Raw genomic sequence first — 20,526 nt, 5'->3', positions numbered from 1 at the left:
ACAAACAATATGAAAAGAAAAATCATTTGAATTCACTGTCACTGCGGTGTATAATAGCTTATCGTTATTTGGGATACTGATTATGGAGGGTCAAATGGGAAATAAAGAAATACCAAGGATCAGCGGGACCTTGCGTGCCAAATCACTGCAGATACCAGAAGTGATCTGGCAGGCCAAGGGCATCGTTGTCATGGGGAGAAGAATGAAGTCTGTCCTCTTTTCAACGGATATCGCAATTATCCGCAACTGCAACGCTGACGCAGTTTTGGCGGTCTATCCGTTTACACCACAGCAGATTATTTCGCAGTCGATTATCAACGCTTCGTCTATTCCGGTTTTGGTCGGTGTCGGCGGAGGCATGACCAACGGTTTTCGTTCTGCTTTGATTGCCAAGGATGCAGAGGCTCAAGGGGCCTTTGGCGTTGTGGTCAATGCGCCGATGAGCAACGAGAACATCGCTTTGATTAATAAGGTGATTGACATTCCAATTATAGCTACGGTGATTAACGATAATGTTGACATCGATGCAAGACTTGCAGCAGGGGTATCCATCCTCAATGTTTCGGCCGCGTCAAAGACGGCGCAGCTAGTGCGGGATATCAGGGCGGAATATCCGAAAGTACCTATCATCGCTACAGGGGGTCCGACCGACGAGACCATCTTAGAAACGATCAGTGCTGGAGCCAATACGATCAGTTACACGCCGCCTTCGACGGCAGAAATCTTTGGCGATGTCATGGATTCCTACCGTGCGTCTTCGGAAGGTGTGGCAAGCCCGCCGGAAGAAGACGAACTGCTGATAAATATGCTGGAATTATTGTAGATTTCCGATGTTTGCTTTATGCCTCCAAATCCTGGAGGCATTTTTGTTTGTGAAGAGATATCGTTCGCAGGTTATTTCTCCATAGTTCAAAGAAGATATCGGTGATCGTACATTTACTCTTGATACTGCTTGACCAACAGGAGGGATTTAGCTAAAATAAAGAGCATATAGGTGAGCGAGACTCGCGAGGGAGGGTTTACGATGAAGGAACGATTTACAAAGGCACTGAAGCAGATAGATGCTGCGAGGCTGGCCTCGGATATGATTAAAATTCCCAGCTATTCTTTTATGGCGGATCAGGAAAAAGAAATTGCTGAATACATTTACAGCGTTTTTCAGCAGGAAGGCATTGAAAGCCAGCTGGTGGAAATCAAGCCGGGCAGATATAATGTTTACGGCAAAATTGCAGGCAGTGGCGAAGGCAGATCGCTGATGCTTTCCGGCCACATCGATACAGTGCCTGCCTACGATATGGAGAATGCTTTCAGCGGGCGTATCGCAGATGGAAAAATCTATGGAAGAGGAGCCTGTGATATGAAAGGGCCTGTAGCGGCGATGATAGCCGTTCTCATCGCTTTGCAGCGTGCCGAGATTACGCTTCCTGGTGACATTGTCTTTGCTGGCCTTGCGGATGAAGAGGAACAGGGCAGGGGTGTGGAATATTTGGTCAATAACGGTCCAATCTGTGATGGTACCATCATGGGAGAACCGACAGATATGAGAATCGCCATCGGCCACAAGGGTCTGGAGTGGATTGACGTGAAGGTGAAAGGCCATAAGGTTCACGGTGGAGACAAAGAGCATGGAATTAACGCCATTGAAATGGCGGGGCGCTTTATCAATCGAATTTATGAAGAATATGTGCCGCTGCTGAATACGAGAGCATATCCGGTGCTCGGTGCGCCGACGATTAACATCGGCCGCATTGAGGGCGGTGATCAGCCCAGCACTGTGGCAGGCGAATGCCTGATTAAGCTGGATCGACGTTGTGTCCCGACGGAAACGATCACGCAGGTTTATGAAGAACTCAATCAAATCTGTGATGCGCTTCATCAAGAGGACTGTCACTTTCAGGCTAAGGTCAGCGACGTCTTTGAGGGGGAGAATCTGTTGCCCCACGTCCCATTCTGCATTGAAAAGGATGACCCGCTGGTAGCCTCTGTGCAGGCGGCCATGGCGCAGACGCAATGGAAGGGTGAGGTCACGGCTTTTCCTGCCTGGAGCGATGCAGGTGCGATCAGCAGTGTAACTGACAGCAAGTGCATCGTCATGGGTCCGGGAGATTTGGGCGTCGCGCATTCCATCCACGAGTATATCAAAGTGGAAGACATTGAAATGGCGGCGTTGGTTTATGGACTGACTGCGATTGCTTATTGCAGATAGAGGCCAGATGCCAGTGACATTAACTGACCTCCGGTGGCAGGGGAAATCGCCGATTGTGCCTAAAAAGACTTAAAAATGAGGATGGTAAGGCGAATTTTGAATGACTGAGGGGGTATATCAACATCTGTGCAGATAAAAACGACAGAAAAGCAAGTGAATGATGGTTGAGCCAGACAGCTCATTTTGGAAAAGGTCTTGCGCTGGTCGAGTTTTGACGTTTTTTCATCGAAAAGTGCTTTAGGGTAAAGGCGCACATACAAAGTGAGCCGCTGAAAATCAAAAAATATGCCTTGTTCTGGCTAAAAAACGAGAAAATAAGGCATATTTTCTGAGCCGGCAGCACTGTATACAGGGAGGGGGTATGTCTGCGATACACCAGCAATGCGACAATAGGCAGCCTTGTTGCAAATAAAAAACATATTTTTAGGAATTTTTAAGTAAATTATTGTTGACAACACAAATATGAAATGGTAGTATATTAACTGTGCTCGCGAGCATCTTAACAAAATATGCATCCATAGCTCAGCTGGTAGAGCACCTGACTCTTAATCAGGGTGTCCAGGGTTCGAGCCCCTGTGGGTGTACCATCAAAAAACAGATACCAAACGGTATCTGTTTTTCTATACTTACAATCAGGAACAGGGGTTCGAACCCGAAAGGGCGCGACTGTGAAGTTCACCAGTCCGGTGGACTGGTGAGCAAGGAGCGGTCCAACGTTCACGATGTTCACTCCTCCGTTCGCGAGCTCACTTCGCTGTCCGTTTTCGCATTGTGGCTAAAGCCACGCGAAAAAGGCAAGCCGACTGAGAGAGGAGGCGCAGGACGGCGGGCTCGCGGAAGCAAGACTGCGAAGCACTGTGGGTGTACCAAATAAAAACGAGGGAAGCTATTAGCATACAATAACAATAAGATATCATTTAAAGATGCATAAACATAATATGTATAGGTAATCGGTATTGACCCTACGCGTGAAAACTGGTATACTGTAAATAATCAGAAAATTTCAACGACGTGTTTTGAAGATTTGTTCACACAAGCAAAAGGGGCGTGATGATAATGAAGAGGGGTTTCTTTGTTTTTGCAGCTGTTTTGATGGCGATTTCTATATTTGCAGGAACGGGTGAGAAGAACGCAGAACCGAATGAACCGGCAGCGAAGGTGACCTCACAGGAAAAATCGATTGTGCTTGACTGCAGGTATTTTACCTATGCATTGGAGAATTTATCCGCGGAAGATGTGCATGCAGAGCAGGCGAAGATCAGCGCCAATACCGTCGAATATGAACTCCATCACGAGGCAGAGCCGGATATTGTTGATACTGTCAGTGCGGACTTTACCGCAGCGAAAACATCAAAAACCAATGGTATTCGTCCTTCTATTTTCACTAGGACGATGGAGATTAAGGACAAAAAGACAAGTAAGACCGTAGTGAGGCTCAAATATCTGATTCAAGTCGATTTTTATGAGAGAGGCTCCTTTAGAGCTTTCTACGGAGCAAGTTCACCAATGCTGGTGATTGAATACGCCATAGCTCCGATGAAACTGGTCAATATAGCAGAGGGTGTCAAATCTACGACTGGCAGATACCCTTGTACGTCTCTGACATATAGCTATTCGGCAAACCTCTGTACCACAGAGCCGGTGACAGCAAAGGTAGGAAAGCTGCTTTCCGGTGCAGGATTCCGCCCTACAGAAGACCTGAAACCGTATTATATAGCAACGGTGTTCGACACTGGAACAATTGATCTGTATAGTCGACCAGGAAAGTAAGAAATCAAACAAAAACTGCCAGCAGCGTGCCGGCAGTTTTTTAGTGGAGCGTTAACAGGGGCTTATCAGATCTGACCGTGGGGGACGATTTTCATTAGACAGATGTCATTCCCCGTTTTGATGCTCTTTAGCAATTCTACATCTACTTCACAGCCGAAGGCTTGTTCGAACAGTGCTTTGCTATATCCTGTTGTGCATTGACACCAGGTATCTGTTTCCAACCTTTCTACTTCTGCTACCATCGGACATGGGCAGAAAAAGAACTGGAGATAGAGCGAACCATCCCTGTAAGAGAGGCCGGCAGCTTTTGCTTTTTCAGAACTTGCGAACTCCTCCATGGACGAGGACGATGCCATTAATTCTTTCACCAGCGCCAGTTTTTCATCCATCCCATATCCACATTGACAATTCATACGAATCAATTTTGTCGTTTCAGAATCAAATTTCCTCTCCAAACGCCCCATCGTGGCGTTGACCCAGGCGGCATTATCTTGCGCCTCAGTCGTTTCGCAATCACCATAGACTACTTCTTTTGCAGTGGCATGATCACTTTCTGCCCGGATGGCTTCGTAAATTGCGTCTTCTTGTATTTTTCTTATATCAAACATTTTGTCCTCCATTTTTGCTTTGCTATTCTTGTATTTCATTATAAATGAGAACCTGGAGCAAAACTTCTGAATTCCTGCTCTATTTAACGGGAATATATAAATCCATGACGACAAACTCGTTGGCTAAATCTGTTTTTCTATAGATATTTAAGCCATATCTTTCATCCAGTTCATAATTGCTCTGTGGCAGCCAAACGCTGAATACGCCTTGAAGGGCGCAGAATATATCTGCTATTTTTCCTTCAAAGCGGTAGACGGCAAACTTCCCGCCTCTAATTGTTGTCATATTTTCTAGTTCACAATTATGATCTGCGGATAGACATAGGTCGCAGATACAACTTTTGCCTGTAGAAATTGAAGGGTCATTATAAAAACGTTCAATCATCAATGTATCCGAATGGAGATACTCTTTGTAGTCATCCATCATCTTTGACCATTTAGTCTTAATTTCGAGGTAACTTCCGATGATTCTCTCATAGAGCACTGGAATGTCTTCGATTTCTGCTATTCTGATGTTTGAATTGTAGGTGCTATATGTCTGTAAAACGTCTAATCTTTCAGGAGAAAAAGGGTTTTGAATGCTGTCTGTAATAAGGGTTTTCCGGAATTGCGCAGGGGAGAGAGACGTATGCTTTTTGAATGCGGAACTGTAATTGGAAGAGGTGTATCCGTAATCCAGACCAATATCCGCGATGCTCCTGGTAGACTTTACTTTCATATCGATGGCGCTCTGGTCCAGTTTCAGACGTTTGATAAAGGCATAGACACTTTCGCCAATTTCTTCTTTAAAAATCCGACTAAAATAAAACTCAGAATAATGGAATTGATTAGCCACTTCTTTTACTGATAAGTTTTCATTTAGATGCTGAAAAATATAGTCAATACTCTGATTCACGATTTTCTTTGCAGTCATTGATATGCCTTTGACCTCCTCGTTTGCATTTTGCTATGGTGATTCCTATAGAAACACAACCGCACGCCATGGTTAATGAACGCTTCCTCGCGGCAACGCCGTAAGAATGCTGCGTTCATTATACCATGTGCATTCCGCTGAATATAGAATCGCAGCACATGATTCAATAGTTCCTACCTCTCGACAACGTCGAAAGATTATGGAACTATTATACCATGACGATACCTTTGAATATAGAACTGAATATGAATTTCTAACAGCACTAGTTTAAAAACGTTGTTTTTGTGAATAAAAATATAGAATAACAACTTGTCCATTTCGGTCAAGATATTTTTGTACAGATGAGGTAAACTGATGCAACAGGAAAGAGAAAAGGAAAAAACAGCGGCGGTACAGCGAATGCAGGACTATATTAATCAATATGGGGAGTCAGAGAACTTTGACTTTGACGGTCTCTACGCGAGCGCCGGGTATTCCAGACGTCACGCGGATCGAATCTTCAAGGACTTGACCGGCAAAACGCCGCAGGAGTATGTCACAGCGATCCGCTTGTCAATGGGGGCGGAGAAGCTGACCGGCACCACGGACAGTGTCTTGGAAATCGCCCTGGACAGCTGTTTTCAGTCCCACGAAGGTTTCTCAAGAGCATTCAAACACTTGTTTCGTGCGTCTCCGCGGGAATATAGAAGAGGTGAGCGGGCTATCCCGCTGTTTATCCAATATCCTGTCAGTCATTATCACGTTTTGCTGAATCATAAGGAGGAAATGAGAATGGACAAGAATGTAAACGTATGTATGGTTACACCAAAAGACAGACCGAAGAGAAAGCTAATTTATTTACCATCCAAAAAAGCGGAAGAATATCTATCTTACTGTGAGGAGATGGGATGCGAATGGGAAGGCCTGCTTAACAGCATCAGTGAAAAGTTTGACTCAGCAGCATTGATTGAACTGCCAGATTTTCTAGTAAAGTCAGGCTTTTCCAAAATTGCAGCGGGAGTTGAAGTTCCGCTGGATTGCCAGTGCAGTCTGCCGGAAGGTTACGAGAGCGCAGAACTTGCAGAGTGTACGATGCTCTACTTCCAGAGCGAACCTTATGAAAACGAAGCGGATTTCTGTCAGGCCATCGAGGACACCTATAGTGCCATCGAAAAGTATCAGCCGCAGCGTTACGGCTATGACTTCGCCTACGATCTGGCACCGAGCTTTAACTTTGGCGCGGAAGCTGCTACGGGGGCAAAGATTGCAGTGCCGGCAATAAAGAAATAAAACAGAGAGCGAGATTATATTGGAAATAAGAAAGAACCATTTTGCAGACGTGTGTCTGTGCGATGGTTCTTTTATTATCAACTTAAAATAATAAAAATGTACCGAACCTCGATAAAAACATTAAAATAGCATTTAGGTGCAATAATAACAGATGACGGATGCTCCCAGCATCTGTTGCAGGTGTTCGCTTCTATCTTGACAAGCGAGGCTTGCCAGGAGCTTTGCTCCGCTATGAATGAACGAGGGAGGTAGAGAAAATGAAGAAAATATATGGTTACATCAGAGTCTCAACGAAGGATCAAAATGAAGACCGGCAGAGAATTGCTTTGGCAGAGTTTCCTGTTCCAAAAGAAAATATCTTTATGGATAAACTGAGCGGAAAGGATTTTAACAGGCCGCAGTACAAGAAATTGGTACGAAAATTGCGAAAAGGCGATATACTGGTAATAAAGTCCATCGATCGCCTGGGGCGGAACTACGAAGAAATATTAAATCAGTGGAGGATCATCACAAAAGAAAAAATGACCGACGTGGTCGTCCTTGATATGCCGCTGCTGGACACTAGGCAGACTGGCAGGAATCTGACCGGAACCTTTGTCGCAGACCTGGTGCTGCAGATTTTGTCCTATGTGGCGCAAACGGAACGCGAGAACATCAAGCAAAGGCAGATGGAAGGCATTGCTGCCGCAAAGATGCGCGGCGTCCGCTTTGGCCGGCCGCGAAAAAACGTGCCGGGCTCGTTTTACAGCATCAAATCCGAGTGGGAGAATAAGAAGGTTTCATCCAGAGAAGCTGCCAGACGACTTGGCGTATCGCAAGATACGTTCCTTCGCTGGGTACACGGCAGATAGTGCTGTGCAGGAAAAAGTAGGAAATTTCGTTCCTTTAAAAAATAGAAAAAAATCGACATAAAATACATAATTCTTACTGCAATTTATTATAAACCACCTGAATGAAAAAGTCTGCTTTATCGTTCAGCATTTTGCTCAGGAGGTGAACCGATGAAAGAAACTATGCGTAAAACAGGCTTGCTGGAATATATCGCAGAGAGAGCCGGGTGCGGTTATCTCTCAGATTTACACAGTAGAAAAAGATCTCCTCATATTTATGAAGTCATTGCTAATATTGCGCCTTATGATTATGACTTGAAGGAATGGGAGGATGCGGTACGGTATATTACAGGGGAAACGGTTTCTTTCAAGGACGGCTGCCAGGCAGCGGAGTATCTGCTGCGGCATTTAAATGATTAAATCTCAAGAGCGAACCCTCACAGTAACGAATGATAAATTTGTTATTGTGAGTTTTTTTGATTGCAGGTTGCATTATTAATTTCAGTGTGCTAAACTAATATACAGCATGCTGTATATTTAGGAGGTCTTGATATGGAACACTCTTTTTTGAAATCAAAATGGAGTATATTTATAGTAACAAGTATGGCGAATTTGGGAGTTTCCTTTGCCATCAATAGTTTAAATCTGGCATTGCCCCTGATTCGAGAGGAATTTGGCGTGACCCAGTCCGATGTCAGCTGGCTGGCACTGGTTTATTCTTTGCTGCCCAGCTGCATGTTGCTGCTCTTCGGAAGGCTGGCGGATATATGCGGATACAGGCGGCAGTATCTCTTTGGCTTTGCCTTTTTTACAGTTGTTTCTATGCTGGCGCCGCTTCTGTCCTTCAATCTGCCGACGCTGGTCGTCTTCAGAGCATTGCAGGGAATCGGCTACAGTATTCTGATTTCCATCACACAGGCGACAATTTTTAAAACATTTCCCGAAAATGAGAGAGGCAAAGCCCTGGGAATCAACTCAGTGTTTGTTTCTGTCGGGTTTGCGGCAGGACCGACAATCGGCGGCGTACTGCTGAATTTCTTTACCTGGCACTCCATTTTCTACTTCTGTGCAGTATTCAGCGCTCTGGGACTTGTTGGAACCTTTTTGGCAATGGAGGACGATACTACAGAGAAAGAGAGCCGGCCAAAGATGGATTCGGTCGGCGGACTGTTTTTTATGGTTTTCATCGGTGCCTTGTCGGTGGGCATCAATTTTGTCGACGACTGGGGAATGTCCTGGAAAATCGGCACCTTATTTGCGATTTCGGCGGCCGGGCTGTTATCCTTCATCATCAGAGAAAAACATGTAGAACATCCACTGCTGCCCCTCTATATCTTTAAAAATAGAACCTTTACGTTGGCCAACTGTACTTGCCTGTTATCTTATCTGACACAGCAGCTGACAACATACCTATATCCGTTTTTTCTTGCTGATGTGATGATGATGTCAGCTTATCATTCCGGTTTGATTATGCTGACCGCGCCAGTTACCATGATGATTTTTTCACCAGTGGGCGGCGGCATATCTGACAAAAAAGGAACAAAATTTCCAGCTGTGCTGGGGCTTGCGCTGATTATAATGAGTTGTCTGGGAACGGCCTTTTTTCACCAGGGGCAAAGCCTTTTTTACGTCGTCGTCATTCTGATTCTCATGGGTGCAGGAAACGGTCTCAGCGTTTCAGCCATCAACAGCGCGATTTTGGGCGCGGTGGATACGAGCATGTCTGGTGCAGCCTCAGGCACTTTAGCAACGATGCGCAACATCGGCAACACCATGGGAATTGCCATAGGCAGCGTCATGCTGACCATGAGGCAAGCACACTATGGGACTCTGGAGCTATCACATATCGGCGTATATCTCAAAGCACAGAGGGACATTTTTCTCTTCGGCGCATTGGCAGCGGCTTTGGCGATCTGTCTGATTTTATTTATCCACGACAAAAAAGAAAAGCAGAAGGTCACCCTTGCTGCTTCACAATGCTAGCCAGCGCTTTATCCAAAAGGCGCTCGAACTGCAGTCTTTCTTCGGCATTCATACTCGAGAGTATTTTTTCTCCAGTATGGGTGCCGTTTTCTTTGATCTGAGATATCAAGGAAAGTCCCTGTTCTGTAAGATTGATCAGGGTGCGGCGTCCATCCTCGGAAGATGGAACCATGGTGATAGTGGTCTTTTCACACAGGCGCTTGACGATGCCGCTGGCTGTCTGATGGGTGATACCCAGATGGTTGCTCAAATCGCGTATAGAGGAGCCTGGATGTTCACTGAGATAAATCAGAGCATCTGCCTGCTCAGCTGTCAAATTGATACTCTTTAAATTATTGTTTCTATTTGAGATGATGGTTTTTCCCAGCATCAGGATTTTTCTTGCTGCGAGGTATTCTGTGTTCATGTGGTCTCACCTTTCTTTATTAAATTCGATGTCTGGAAGAAGTTCAAAATAGAAGTCAGGGTATTTCTGGGCCAGGGCCTGAATGCAATCGTTCTGTACGACTTTAAAACGGGAGATGGAGATTTCGTCCCGCTCAAAGGTAATGTAGACGCTGATCCAGAGCTTGCGTCCGGTCCTGACGATGTCGTAATATAGTTTTTTGTAGCCATAGTTATAGAGAATTGGTTCGACAGTTTCTTTTATCTCATCGACGGTTTCTTCTTCCGGTGGAATCAGGAATAAGTCTCGCAGCCCGGTGACGACTGCTTTGATCGGCGCAGGAATCATGAAGAGGGAGAGGACGACTGTAATGATTTGATCCAAATAAGGAATGACCGGCGCGAACCATTTCGCTGTGATGACCACTGGTAAAAAGAAGGCCAACGTCATACCCATAGAGACAATGCTGTCAATTTGCCAGCCGCGCATTTCCATGGACACTAACGGAGAGTTGACCACCTTGTTTTTGTTCTTGAGATAGACGGAAACTAATACGCCCAGAATTGCCGCAAGCAATTCAAAATATGCCACGGTGCTGAAAGAGACGGATCTGCCGCCGTGGAGCATGATTTCGATATTGTTGATAATCAACCCGACCGTAACAGCAGTCATGGTGACACCCTTGACCACGACGAACATGGATTCAATCTGCAGATAGCCGAAAGGATGTTTTTCTGTAGACGGTTTATAGAGGAGCGGAATCAAAAATATAGACGGGAGCAGCATGATGAATTCTACTGCATCGTAAACCGCATCCAAAAGGACGGCCTGAGAACTTGTATAGATTGCCATGAGAAGTTCGATGATGACGAAGAATAGATTTCCGTACAAGGAAACCGTCATGGCGGATTTTTCCTTTTTCTGAGCTTTCTTGCTCACATGCATAATTTCACCTCACTAACGTTATTTCTATAATACGCTATTTTCAAGGCTTTGACAAGAAAGCAGAAGTAAACCCGCGGTTCAGTGTTTCTAAACTGAGATAAAAAATCAACTGTTGGTTAACTTATTTAACCAAAGTCAACTATAGCCCCATTGTTATTTTCCCGCCGAGAGGCTACAATAACATCATACGGCAAGGGTCAAACCGCTTGAAGCCCTAGCCTTGTTTGTGAAACAAACAGCGGCAGGGCTCATGGGAGGATGCCTCAATCTTTGATTGGATGGCATCTACCGCCGCTGCCGTGTGCGGGGCAGAATCATCAGGAGGTAAGGAAATGAAAGAAATTAATATTGCACGAACCATTATCGACAAACGAAAAGAGAAAGGAATCACCCAGGAAGATCTGGCAGAGTATATTGGCGTTTCAAAGGCCTCTGTATCAAAGTGGGAAACGGGTCAGAGTTATCCGGACATTACACTTTTACCCCAGTTAGCGGCTTTTTTTAACATCAGTATTGACGAGTTGATGAACTATTCCCCCCAACTGACAGGGGCGGATATAAAAAAACTGTATCACAGGCTGGCAAAGGACTTCAGCGAGAAGCCTTTTGAAGAGGTCTATGAGGAATATGAGGCGATGATAAAGAAATACTACTCCTGTTTTCCTCTTCTGCTGCAGATGTGTACTTTGATGGTCAATCATTATATGCTGGCAGAGGAAAAAGCACGACAAGATGAGCTTCTGGAGCAAACCATAGAGCTTTGCCTGCGCATCAAACAGGAAAATGATGATACCAGTATGGCAACGCAGGCCAACCAACTCCATGGAATCTGCCTCTTGATGCTGAACAGACCTGCGGAGGCAGTGGATCTGCTGGAAACCGACGAGTGTTATCTTACAAGCTCTCACAGCGCACTTTTGGCAAACGCTTATTTGGCACTAGGGAGAACAGATAAAGCGGAAGCCGTTCTGCAGGGAGACATCTACAGCCACCTGATGACCATGATTAATGAGGTGCCCCTGCTTTTGAGCATTAATATGGAGAACCCACAGAAAGCAGAAGAGATTATCGAGCGGATGTTTTCACTAACAGATTTGTTCAATATAGAAAAATTGAATTTTAACGCCGTCCTGATTCTCTGCCTGGCAGCTGGCGAAACCTATGCCGTTTTCGGCCGTACGGATAAAGCGATGGAGTATCTGACAAGATATACAGATATTTGCTGTAACCTACAGCTTCCCATGCGAATTCGCGGTGACGACTTCTTTGACCATATCGACAGCACCCTGGATAAATTGGAGCTGGGAAGCGATGCGCCCAGAGAGGAGAGTTTGATTCGAAAAAGCATGCTCTACGCGCTGACACAGAACCCCGCCTTTGCAACCTTGGCGGAACTGCCGGAATTTCAGAATTTGTTAAAGAGATTAGAGGAATATACAACTAAGGGGGAATAAAAATGAACTTACAGACAGAATACTTACCGTTTTTAATACCAGTGATTATCATCGAACTGGCACTGATGATTACGGCGCTGGTTCACGTGCTCAGACACGACCATTATAAGTTTGGCAACAGGCCAATCTGGATTATCGTCGTTATTTTGATTCAGATTATCGGACCTATCATATATTTCGTATTCGGAAGGAGCGATGAGGAATGAACGCATTAGAGATAGCGGGATTGCGCAAGCGTTTTGGCTCCCATGTAGTTCTGGATGATCTCACTATGGAGGTGCATGAGGGAGAAGTTTTTGGCTTCATCGGTCAAAATGGCGCGGGAAAAACGACGACGATGAAGGCAATCTTAGGATTGCTGCAGGTTGATGAAGGCGAAATGCAGGTCTTTGGAGAAAAAGTGCGATATGGCCAGACTGAGACCAATAAGATGGTCGGTTATCTGCCGGACGTACCAGCCTTCTACGGCTACATGCGTCCTGGCGAATACTTGAGGCTTTGCGGAGAAATTTGCGGGATGGATCAACGGGCAATCAAGCGGAAGAGCCTGGAACTTTTGGAGATGGTCGGTTTAACAGAGAGCGCTAAGAAAAAAATCGGCGGATTTTCGCGGGGTATGAAGCAGCGCCTGGGGTTGGCCCAGGCTTTGTTGGCAGAGCCCAGGCTTTTGATCTGTGACGAACCGACGAGCGCTTTGGACCCTGCGGGGAGAAAAGAAATTCTCGATATCATGAGGCAGGTAAAGGGGAAAACTACAGTAGTCTTTTCCACCCATGTTCTCTCTGACGTGGAGCGAATCTGTGATACGGTAGCAGTGCTGCACAAGGGGAAGATTGCACTGTCCGGTTCCTTACAGGAGATAAAAACTAAACACAGGGCGGACAGCCTGGAGGTTGAATTTGCTGAAAGCCAGGAGGCGCAAAGGCTGCAGGCTGAGATTGGCGGGCACATGCAGGTGGAAATTGATGGGTGCGTGCTGTCAGTGAAAACAGGTAATTTGCCAGAGACAGAATCTGAAATTCTTGGAATTCTATCGGCACAGAATTTGATGCCCGTCAGGCTGGAAATTGCAGAGCCTACACTGGAGAACTTGTTTATGGAGGTGATAAAATGACGGGGTATGGGGCATTCGTGAAGAAAGAATTTGTGGAGTTTTACCGTTCCCATAAGCTGCTAATTATATTGGCGGTATTTCTATTGCTGGGAATGATGAATCCTCTCACGGCCAAGATCACGCCGCAGCTTCTGGAAAACTTTATGCCAGAGGGAATGGTAATCAACATTGAGGAACCTACGGCGTTGGACGCTTGGATGCAGTTCTATAAAAATGTGCCGCAGCTGGGTCTTGTGGTTTTGGTCATCTTGTTCAGTGGCATGATGAGTCAGGAATATTCCAAGGGGACTCTGATCAATGTGCTGACAAAAGGTCTCGCTCGCAGGTCTGTAGTGCTCTCTAAATTTACGGTGGCTCTGAGCATGTGGACCATGGCCTACACTGTTTGCGTGGCTGTATCCTGGGCATATACCGCTTACTTCTGGCAGGGAGAGGAACTGCGTCACCTTTTGGCGGCTGCCGCTATGGTGTGGATTTACGGAATTCTGCTTCTGGCTGCGGGGCTTTTTGGGAGTGTGCTGTGCAAAAACGCCTATGGAAATCTGCTGATTACGGGAGGCTTTGTTGGGGTACAGTTCCTATTAAATATCATACCGGATGCCGTGAAATACAATCCCATAGCGCTTGTGTCCAGAAATATGGAGCTGATTGAAAGCGGAGTGCAATTTGATGAGCTTCTTACCCCTGTGGGTATCACAGTCGGATTGATTGTCGCTTTTGTAACTGCTGCTTGCGTTGTGTTTAATAAAAAGACACTTTGAAACAATACTTGTTCTATGAATCAAAATCTCCAGAACCTCTTGCAGGTGCTGGAGATTTTTTGATGTGTACGTGTTCCGCGGATTTTTCTGAGCAAGATAAGTGCTAGACTACGATAGCATGCCTTAGGGTCAGAATGGTCCGCAGATGATTAGCTTATCGAGAAATGTGCGGCACATTTTTTTCGTACAGAGCGGTTGCGGACTGTAACAACCGGTTTCAAGGTCAGAACAGTCCGCAGACGACCAGCTTATCGAGAAATGTGCGGCACATTTTTTTCGGACAGAGCGATTGCGGACTGTAACAACCGGTTTCAAGGCCAGAGCAGTCCGCAGATGATCAGCTTATCGAGAAATGTCTGGCACATTTTTTCCGTACAGAGCGATTGCGGACTGTAACAACCGGTTTCAAGGCCAGAACAGTCCGCAGACGACCAGCTTACCGAGAAATGTCTGGCACATTTTTTCCGTACAGAGCGATTGCTGACTGTAACAACCGGTTTCAAGACCAGAGCAGTCCGCAGATGATCAGCTTATCGAGAAATGTCTGGCACATTTTTCCTGAATAGAGTTTGTGCGGACTGTGGAAACAAAACCGAGACGCACACCGCACAGATACTTCGAAATATGGTATAATGGTTCCACAATCCTACGGCGTTGCCGAGTTGTAGGAACCATTGAATCAAGTGCTGCGAATGAGTTTTTAGTGGAATGCACATGGTATAATGGTTCCACGATCCTACGGCGTTGCCGAGTTGTAGGAACCATTGAATCAAGTGCTGCGATTGTGTTTTTAGCAGAATGCACATGGTATATTAAGTTCACGGAGGAAAAGTGATGGAACTTTGGGATATTTATAATGAAGAAAGAATAAAAACTGGCAGATCGATAGTTCGGGGGATAAAAATGGAGCGAGGGAATTATCATCTGATTGTGCATATTGCAATCATCAACTCCAAAAGTCAGATGCTGGTGCAGCAGCGGCAGACAACAAAAAAAGGCTGGCCCGGAAAGTGGGACATTTCTGTTGGCGGCTGTGTGATAAAAGGAGAAAGCAGCAAACAGGCGGCACAAAGAGAGTTGCGTGAAGAATTAGGAATCAATTTATGTTTCGAAGAAAAACGTGCGGACTTTACCATTAATTTTGATGGAGGCTTTGATGATATTTATGTAATCAGAGGGGATTATGATTTGGCAGAATTGTGCTTGCAAGAAAGTGAAGTTCTTGCAGTGAAGTGGGTCGATGTAGATGGAATTATGCAAATGATTGACAAAGATGAGTTTGTTCCATATCCGAAGAGTTACATCCAGTTACTCTTCGACACCGTCATTCGGCCGGTGTACTTGTGAGGGATTCGCTGTCTGTGGGGAATACATGGAATACCTTTTATGCTAAAATTGTTTTAGTTGATGAAGGAGGATCAGTCATGGACCAGAAAAAAATTGGTGATTTTATAGCAGCATTGCGGAAAGAAGCAGGGATGACCCAGCAAGAATTGGGAAAAATCATTGGTGTTACCAATAAGACCATATCTCGTTGGGAAAACGGAAACTACCTGCCGGATATTGTATTGATGAAAGAATTATCTAATTTCTTTCAAATCAGTATCAATGAATTACTTAGCGGAGAGCGAATCAGCGATGAAGACTATCGAAAGAAAGCTGATGAAAATATCATCGTATCCATTGATCAAATGAAAAAAATTCGGAAAGGAAAAAGCATTAGTGATTTTTTTTGCGGGGCTGGGACTGGAATTTTGACATCTACATTGTACGCGCCAGATAATACTCGAAAACTGGTCGTCGGACTAATTGGGCTGATCATGATCGGCATCGGCTGGTATTTTCGATCAAGCTATCATAAAATCATCATATCCTGATTTATAAAGGAACACCCGTGGGTATAAGTCTCCTAAGAAATTTCTTGCGAAGGAATGAGTGACATGAAAAAAGAATTACGCTATTTTAATATCGCAAACTGTTTTGGGGGTAACCAGGACTGGTTTTGGGATCCCATGATGAAGCTGGGTGGGTGCGCCGCAGCGACTGCCTGTGATCTGTCCATCTATCTGGCCATGTACGAGAACAAAAAACATCTGTGTCCTTTTGATGTAGGGTTACTGGATAAGAAACAGTATATCGGTTTTTCAAAGATTATGAAACCCTATTTGCGACCGCGCAGAGAGGGCGTCAATCGGTTAGAGCTGTATATAGATGGTTTTGGACAATATCTGAAAGACAGGCAGGAATACGGCATCAACTTGGTGGGGTTTGATGGAAATGCGTCCATAGAAGAGGCCAGGGAGACGATTAAAAGACAGTTGGACAGTGAGATGCCAATTCCTTACCTCTTGCTGAAACACAGGGACCCACAGCTGAAAGACTTTGTCTGGCACTGGTTTCTGCTTGTGGGTTATGAAGCGTTCGAAGACACCTTTATGGTGAAAACGGCGACTTATGGAGAATACACGTGGATGGATTTCGAAAATCTGTGGAATACTGGATATATGGAAACGGGCGGTTTTATCAAAGTTTTATTGAAGTAAAGAACCACTTAACAGGTCATTTACAGGAAGTTCAGCGATTTTAGTATGAAAAGCCAAAGGGTCAGAGTAAAAGCGCTGAGAAAGGTGGTCAGCATGACGGTGCTGCTGGTAAGAGTGCCGTCGTGCCCCATGTTTTTGGCCATGACGTAACAGCTGACGGTTGTCGGCGAACCGCACATGATCAAAGCGGCTGCTAATTTATCTTCGCGGAAACCCAGGGCCACGGCTGCAGGCACAAAGAGACAGACTAATCCAATCAGTTTGAGAAAAGTGCTGAGGCCGGCGATTCTGATACTTGAGAGGGCTTTTTTGATATCAAAAGATGCGCCCATGGCCATCAGCCCCAGAGGCGTGGCGATTCTGGCAACACTTTCTACGGTCTTATCGATGATGGGAGGAACCGGAATCTGCACCAGGGACCAAAGCAGGCCGAAAACGATTCCCATAATGATGGGATTTGTTGCGATTCCCTTTCCTGTTTTAAGAAGAAGCTTTTTATCGAGGGGTTCTCGTTCAGGCTTAAAGAAGGACAGGACGATGACTGCCATGATATTGTAAAGCGGGACGGAGCCGATAATCATCAGCGGTGTCATACCCGCATTGCCATAGATATTCTGAACCAGGGTGATTCCCAAAATTGCGGCACTGCTGCGGTAGGATACCTGGATAAACTCCCCCTGGACGGATTTGTCTTTTAATAAAAAAGAAATACCGGAGACGATAGCGATGCTGGCTGCCGTAGTCAGAAAACAGTAGAGTACATATTTCGTGTCCCAGACTTGGTAGAAGTCTTCTTGATAGAGATCCTTAAAGACCAATACCGGCAGGGCGATTTTGAAGACAAACGCGTTCATTTTCTTAACAAAATTTTCATCAAAGATTTTGAATTTCATAAAGAGCATTCCGAGAATCATCAAAAGAAAGACAGGAATGGTAGCATTGAGACAGAAAATCAGATTTTCTAACATGGGAACATCCTTTCATATATCAAGTAATCAAAGTACATTTTACTCTAATTGCAATGAATTGTAAATTGCTAACCAGCCGGTAACTGTCGCTGAATTTAAAAAATTTCCATTCATACTTTGTGCCTCCTTGAACACAATAAAGAGTGTGAGGAGGGATGAGAAATGGCTAAAAACAATCAGAAGAACAACCAGAAGAACAATCAGCAGAACAATAACAATCAGAACAACCAGAACAATAACAACCAGAATAACCAGAACAACCAGCAGAAAAACAACAATAACAACAAGAACGAGTATTAATTACAGGCAAAAGCAAAAAGAGTCGGGCTGATACCAGTCTTCTCGGTCAAGAGCGGTTTCATTCCGCTCTTTTTGTGTATAAAGGCTAAAAAAATGGCTTTTCGATTTGCCATGGGAGCAGATTTATTGTATAATATTATGAAATGTGACTGCAATCCAATTAAACGACTAGTGCCATGCCGCGCACTTTGTTTGCGGGGCACTAAAGCATAAGGTCTGTCCAACGATTTCTTTCAGAAAGCGGGACCAGAACCTTTAAGGAGGAAATGCGAAGAATGAATGCGATAGGCCAATTTGGCAGATTCATAACGGAATACCAGAGCCCTATACAAGTTGTCCTGATTCTCATCGTCCTGGCAGGAGCAATATACGCCGCAGTAAAGGCCGTAAAACATGGAAGAGAAAAAAGGGACATCCTATCACAGATCAACGAAACGGTTACAGAAATCAATACAGCAGTAAACAACCTGAACGACAAGAAAGCAGATGTTATATACATAGATAACAGAGTACCAGGACAGGCTCCGTATCAATCCGATTCCGGAGCGCAAAAGGAGCATATTGTAAAGGAAGCGCCACTGAGTGACGACGGCAGCAGAGCCACAGGGAAACCTTGCGAAAAGACGGAAGACTTCACCGAGGAAATTTGTCCCCAGCAGGAGACAGATCCGTCTGAGCAGGTTGAACAAACACAAGCAGAAACAGGACAGGCGCCTGTTGAGGAAGCCGAGGAGGAGGCAAGTTGCGAGGAAGATGCATATATTCCCAAAAAATATTTTAGTCGTGACTGTGCTGTTTCTAAAAATGGCAAGACCTATACCATAGAAGAATTGAACGAGCAGATTAAAGAATAGAATTTGGGTAGGAGGCAGTTATGTATTGTAAAAATTGTGGAAAACTTTTAGAAGAGGGAGATAAATTTTGCAGCGGTTGTGGAACAAAGGTAGAAGAGACAGCGTTTGCTCAGTCTAAACCGGTTTCAGAAGTGCACAAAGAAGCCGCTGAAGAAAAACCGAAGAAGAAAATTCACATAGAGGAATTTAACTGGGACTTGGACGGTTATCCGACAAGCCAAAACAAAAAGACGGAAGATATAGACTTTGACTGGGCTTCTGTATTGGAAGAAAAGCAGCGGAGAGCCTACGGACAAGCTGTGACCAACAAAACCTCTGAAGAGAATACACCTACGGAGGCTGAGAGAGAAGCCAAATCTCTGGAAGAAGAAATATTTGGAGATTTAGATAAACGAACTACCGATGATAAAACGAAAGTCTTTGGCGAGACAGAAAAGTCAGGACACATCGACAAATTTTACACTTTTAATGAGAAAAATGAGGCGTTCCAAGCGCTTTTAGACGAAGAGTACGAGCGCATCAAAAGTGGAGCTGAACCGCTGCCAGATGAAAAACTGGCCTTTGCCAGAAGGGACAGTGTATCGAAAGAGGCTGTTTTGGAGCGGATTTTAGAAAAAAGTGATGAGGTCATATCTTCGCAAAAAGAGGACAAAGAAGCTTCTAATTTGATCGGGGTTATGTGGGCACAGTCGCCAGAATGCGTCGTTACTGCGGAGGCAGCATCATTGGCAGGCTTGGATAAGAGAAAGGCTGCAGAACCTGAAGCAATGTCAAAGGCAGTGTCTGACGCTGCTTGTCCCCCCAGTGAAGAGGAAACAAAAGTGCAGCCAGATCCAGGGCACAAGCTTACTTTTGACGACGTTTTTGGCCCTGATGACAGGGATTCTGATGAGAAGCCAAAGAAAAAAAGGAAAGGGCTGAAAGTCATCGCAGTGATTCTCTGCATTTTGGTCGCTGCGGAACTGGCTGTAATCGGTATTCAGTATTTTGCACCGGACTCCGCCGCAGGCAAGATGATTGACCGGGGATACCAATATGTGCTGGATCTATTCGGCGGCGATGATGGCAAAGACAAAAAAACAGATAAGACCGATGCAGATCATGATATCTCTGATACAGAAGCCTTGATCGAAGCCAATAAAGACAAGAACAAAAATCTAGCCGAAATTGTAGAAGACACGGATTTGATATTTTCAGACGACGTAGACTATGGATTTGAAGATTTTGGGAATTCCTATACATTTGCTGATTCGCCCTGGTACACTGCCAAAGACGGCACGTCAGTAACTTATGGAAAAGAGATTATCGGAACGCTGATTCAATATTACTCATCTTGGGTAGACATGGTCAATGGAAAGAACGACAAAGTGCTGAATACGATAGATCAGACTTCTGAATTCTATTCTAAGATAGAATCCATAAAACCAAAAGAGGATGTACAGTACGGCATCAACAAGCTTGCTATTGGCGAGATTCGTTCCGGCAGCGCAGGTTTTTATGTATTAGTAGACGTCACAAAGGCGTCGAGCGATAAGAAAAAAGATAGTATTGAACACCACATCGTATATTTGGGACCAGATAAAGAGACGATGAAAATCATTGAGATTAAAAAAATTTAGGAGG

Annotated in this window: 22 protein-coding genes and 1 tRNA gene; 18 read left to right on the top strand and 5 right to left on the bottom strand. The window is 44.9% G+C overall.

The window, feature by feature from the left end; translation table 11 throughout:
* Nucleotides 1–94 precede the first annotated feature (94 nt).
* The 4 genes from ACMQ5W_RS11790 (at nucleotide 95) to ACMQ5W_RS11775 (ending at nucleotide 3,976) form a co-directional block, all read left to right on the top strand.
* Nucleotides 95–823, top strand: a complete 729-nt coding sequence (locus ACMQ5W_RS11790) for a hydrolase (RefSeq protein ID WP_148491040.1) — start codon at nucleotides 95–97, stop codon at nucleotides 821–823.
* Between the two features lie 201 nt (nucleotides 824–1,024).
* Nucleotides 1,025–2,206: a M20 family metallopeptidase gene (locus ACMQ5W_RS11785; protein WP_419025326.1), complete on the top strand. Its 1,182-nt coding sequence runs from the start codon at nucleotides 1,025–1,027 to the stop codon at nucleotides 2,204–2,206.
* 511 nt (nucleotides 2,207–2,717) lie between these two features.
* Nucleotides 2,718–2,793, top strand: a tRNA-Lys gene (locus tag ACMQ5W_RS11780).
* Between the two features lie 463 nt (nucleotides 2,794–3,256).
* Entirely contained in the window at nucleotides 3,257–3,976 is a 720-nt protein-coding gene (locus tag ACMQ5W_RS11775; RefSeq protein WP_419025325.1) for a hypothetical protein, read from the top strand.
* A gap of 65 nt (nucleotides 3,977–4,041) precedes the next feature.
* On the opposite strand, the gene ACMQ5W_RS11770 is transcribed toward ACMQ5W_RS11775, so the two are convergent.
* Nucleotides 4,042–4,584 (bottom strand): DUF6144 family protein, encoded by a 543-nt coding sequence (locus ACMQ5W_RS11770; RefSeq protein ID WP_419025324.1) that lies wholly within the window; start codon nucleotides 4,582–4,584, stop codon nucleotides 4,042–4,044.
* Nucleotides 4,585–4,663: 79 nt separating this feature from the next.
* Nucleotides 4,664–5,497 carry an AraC family transcriptional regulator gene (locus ACMQ5W_RS11765; RefSeq protein WP_419025323.1) on the bottom strand — a complete coding sequence of 278 codons (834 nt, stop codon included), beginning with the start codon at nucleotides 5,495–5,497 and terminating at the stop codon, nucleotides 4,664–4,666.
* A gap of 354 nt (nucleotides 5,498–5,851) precedes the next feature.
* On the opposite strand from ACMQ5W_RS11765, the gene ACMQ5W_RS11760 reads away from it, so the two are divergent.
* The 4 genes from ACMQ5W_RS11760 (at nucleotide 5,852) to ACMQ5W_RS11745 (ending at nucleotide 9,579) form a co-directional block, all read left to right on the top strand.
* Complete coding sequence (locus ACMQ5W_RS11760; RefSeq protein ID WP_419025322.1) at nucleotides 5,852–6,766, top strand: helix-turn-helix domain-containing protein; 915 nt, start codon at nucleotides 5,852–5,854, stop codon at nucleotides 6,764–6,766.
* A 257-nt stretch (nucleotides 6,767–7,023) separates the two neighbouring features.
* The gene (locus ACMQ5W_RS11755) at nucleotides 7,024–7,617 is read left to right on the top strand and encodes a recombinase family protein (protein ID WP_148491069.1); all 594 of its coding nucleotides are present in this window, start codon (nucleotides 7,024–7,026) and stop codon (nucleotides 7,615–7,617) included.
* 150 nt (nucleotides 7,618–7,767) lie between these two features.
* Nucleotides 7,768–8,016 carry a hypothetical protein gene (locus ACMQ5W_RS11750; protein ID WP_419025321.1) on the top strand — a complete coding sequence of 83 codons (249 nt, stop codon included), beginning with the start codon at nucleotides 7,768–7,770 and terminating at the stop codon, nucleotides 8,014–8,016.
* A gap of 132 nt (nucleotides 8,017–8,148) precedes the next feature.
* Nucleotides 8,149–9,579, top strand: coding sequence for an MFS transporter (locus ACMQ5W_RS11745; protein WP_419025320.1), 1,431 nt, complete (start codon nucleotides 8,149–8,151; stop codon nucleotides 9,577–9,579).
* Here the strand turns inward: ACMQ5W_RS11745 and ACMQ5W_RS11740 are convergent.
* Together ACMQ5W_RS11740 and ACMQ5W_RS11735 are read right to left on the bottom strand one after the other, a co-directional pair.
* Complete coding sequence (locus ACMQ5W_RS11740) at nucleotides 9,554–9,985, bottom strand: MarR family winged helix-turn-helix transcriptional regulator (RefSeq protein ID WP_419025319.1); 432 nt, start codon at nucleotides 9,983–9,985, stop codon at nucleotides 9,554–9,556. The genes ACMQ5W_RS11745 and ACMQ5W_RS11740 overlap by 26 nt on opposite strands.
* A gap of 6 nt (nucleotides 9,986–9,991) precedes the next feature.
* A complete protein-coding gene (locus ACMQ5W_RS11735) occupies nucleotides 9,992–10,903 on the bottom strand; it encodes a cation diffusion facilitator family transporter (RefSeq protein ID WP_419025318.1) in 912 nt (303 codons plus the stop codon).
* 338 nt (nucleotides 10,904–11,241) lie between these two features.
* Here ACMQ5W_RS11735 and ACMQ5W_RS11730 point away from each other — a divergent pair, with 338 nt between their 5' ends.
* The 7 genes from ACMQ5W_RS11730 to ACMQ5W_RS11700 all read left to right on the top strand — a co-directional run bounded on the left by ACMQ5W_RS11730 (nucleotide 11,242) and on the right by ACMQ5W_RS11700 (nucleotide 16,781).
* Nucleotides 11,242–12,363 carry a helix-turn-helix domain-containing protein gene (locus ACMQ5W_RS11730; protein ID WP_419025317.1) on the top strand — a complete coding sequence of 374 codons (1,122 nt, stop codon included), beginning with the start codon at nucleotides 11,242–11,244 and terminating at the stop codon, nucleotides 12,361–12,363.
* A 2-nt stretch (nucleotides 12,364–12,365) separates the two neighbouring features.
* On the top strand, nucleotides 12,366–12,569 hold the full coding sequence (locus tag ACMQ5W_RS11725; RefSeq protein WP_148491080.1) for a PLDc N-terminal domain-containing protein: 204 nt from the start codon (nucleotides 12,366–12,368) through the stop codon (nucleotides 12,567–12,569).
* Complete coding sequence (locus tag ACMQ5W_RS11720) at nucleotides 12,566–13,477, top strand: ATP-binding cassette domain-containing protein (protein WP_419025316.1); 912 nt, start codon at nucleotides 12,566–12,568, stop codon at nucleotides 13,475–13,477. The genes ACMQ5W_RS11725 and ACMQ5W_RS11720 overlap by 4 nt, the downstream gene beginning before the upstream one ends.
* Nucleotides 13,474–14,238 (top strand): ABC transporter permease, encoded by a 765-nt coding sequence (locus ACMQ5W_RS11715; RefSeq protein WP_148491084.1) that lies wholly within the window; start codon nucleotides 13,474–13,476, stop codon nucleotides 14,236–14,238. Before ACMQ5W_RS11720 ends, ACMQ5W_RS11715 begins: the two co-directional genes overlap by 4 nt.
* Before the next feature lie 903 nt (nucleotides 14,239–15,141).
* A complete protein-coding gene (locus ACMQ5W_RS11710) occupies nucleotides 15,142–15,585 on the top strand; it encodes an NUDIX hydrolase (RefSeq protein ID WP_419025315.1) in 444 nt (147 codons plus the stop codon).
* Between the two features lie 77 nt (nucleotides 15,586–15,662).
* Nucleotides 15,663–16,115, top strand: coding sequence for a helix-turn-helix transcriptional regulator (locus ACMQ5W_RS11705; protein ID WP_148491088.1), 453 nt, complete (start codon nucleotides 15,663–15,665; stop codon nucleotides 16,113–16,115).
* A 63-nt stretch (nucleotides 16,116–16,178) separates the two neighbouring features.
* Nucleotides 16,179–16,781, top strand: coding sequence for a hypothetical protein (locus ACMQ5W_RS11700; protein WP_419025314.1), 603 nt, complete (start codon nucleotides 16,179–16,181; stop codon nucleotides 16,779–16,781).
* A gap of 20 nt (nucleotides 16,782–16,801) precedes the next feature.
* Here the strand turns inward: ACMQ5W_RS11700 and ACMQ5W_RS11695 are convergent, their stop codons facing one another.
* Nucleotides 16,802–17,749 carry an AEC family transporter gene (locus ACMQ5W_RS11695; RefSeq protein WP_419025313.1) on the bottom strand — a complete coding sequence of 316 codons (948 nt, stop codon included), beginning with the start codon at nucleotides 17,747–17,749 and terminating at the stop codon, nucleotides 16,802–16,804.
* A gap of 162 nt (nucleotides 17,750–17,911) precedes the next feature.
* On the opposite strand from ACMQ5W_RS11695, the gene ACMQ5W_RS11690 reads away from it, so the two are divergent.
* The 3 genes from ACMQ5W_RS11690 (at nucleotide 17,912) to ACMQ5W_RS11680 (ending at nucleotide 20,522) form a co-directional block, all read left to right on the top strand.
* A complete protein-coding gene (locus tag ACMQ5W_RS11690) occupies nucleotides 17,912–18,049 on the top strand; it encodes a hypothetical protein (protein WP_419025312.1) in 138 nt (45 codons plus the stop codon).
* Nucleotides 18,050–18,324: 275 nt separating this feature from the next.
* Entirely contained in the window at nucleotides 18,325–18,903 is a 579-nt protein-coding gene (locus ACMQ5W_RS11685) for a hypothetical protein (protein ID WP_419025311.1), read from the top strand.
* 20 nt (nucleotides 18,904–18,923) lie between these two features.
* Entirely contained in the window at nucleotides 18,924–20,522 is a 1,599-nt protein-coding gene (locus ACMQ5W_RS11680; protein WP_419025310.1) for a zinc-ribbon domain-containing protein, read from the top strand.
* The last annotated feature ends 4 nt before the right edge of the window (nucleotides 20,523–20,526 follow it).

This window comes from Emergencia sp. (assembly GCF_048465375.1).
GTDB lineage: Bacteria > Bacillota > Clostridia > Peptostreptococcales > Anaerovoracaceae > Senimuribacter.
The sequence above is the reverse complement of the archived record's forward strand: the minus strand, read 5'-3'. Positions and strand labels throughout refer to the sequence as shown.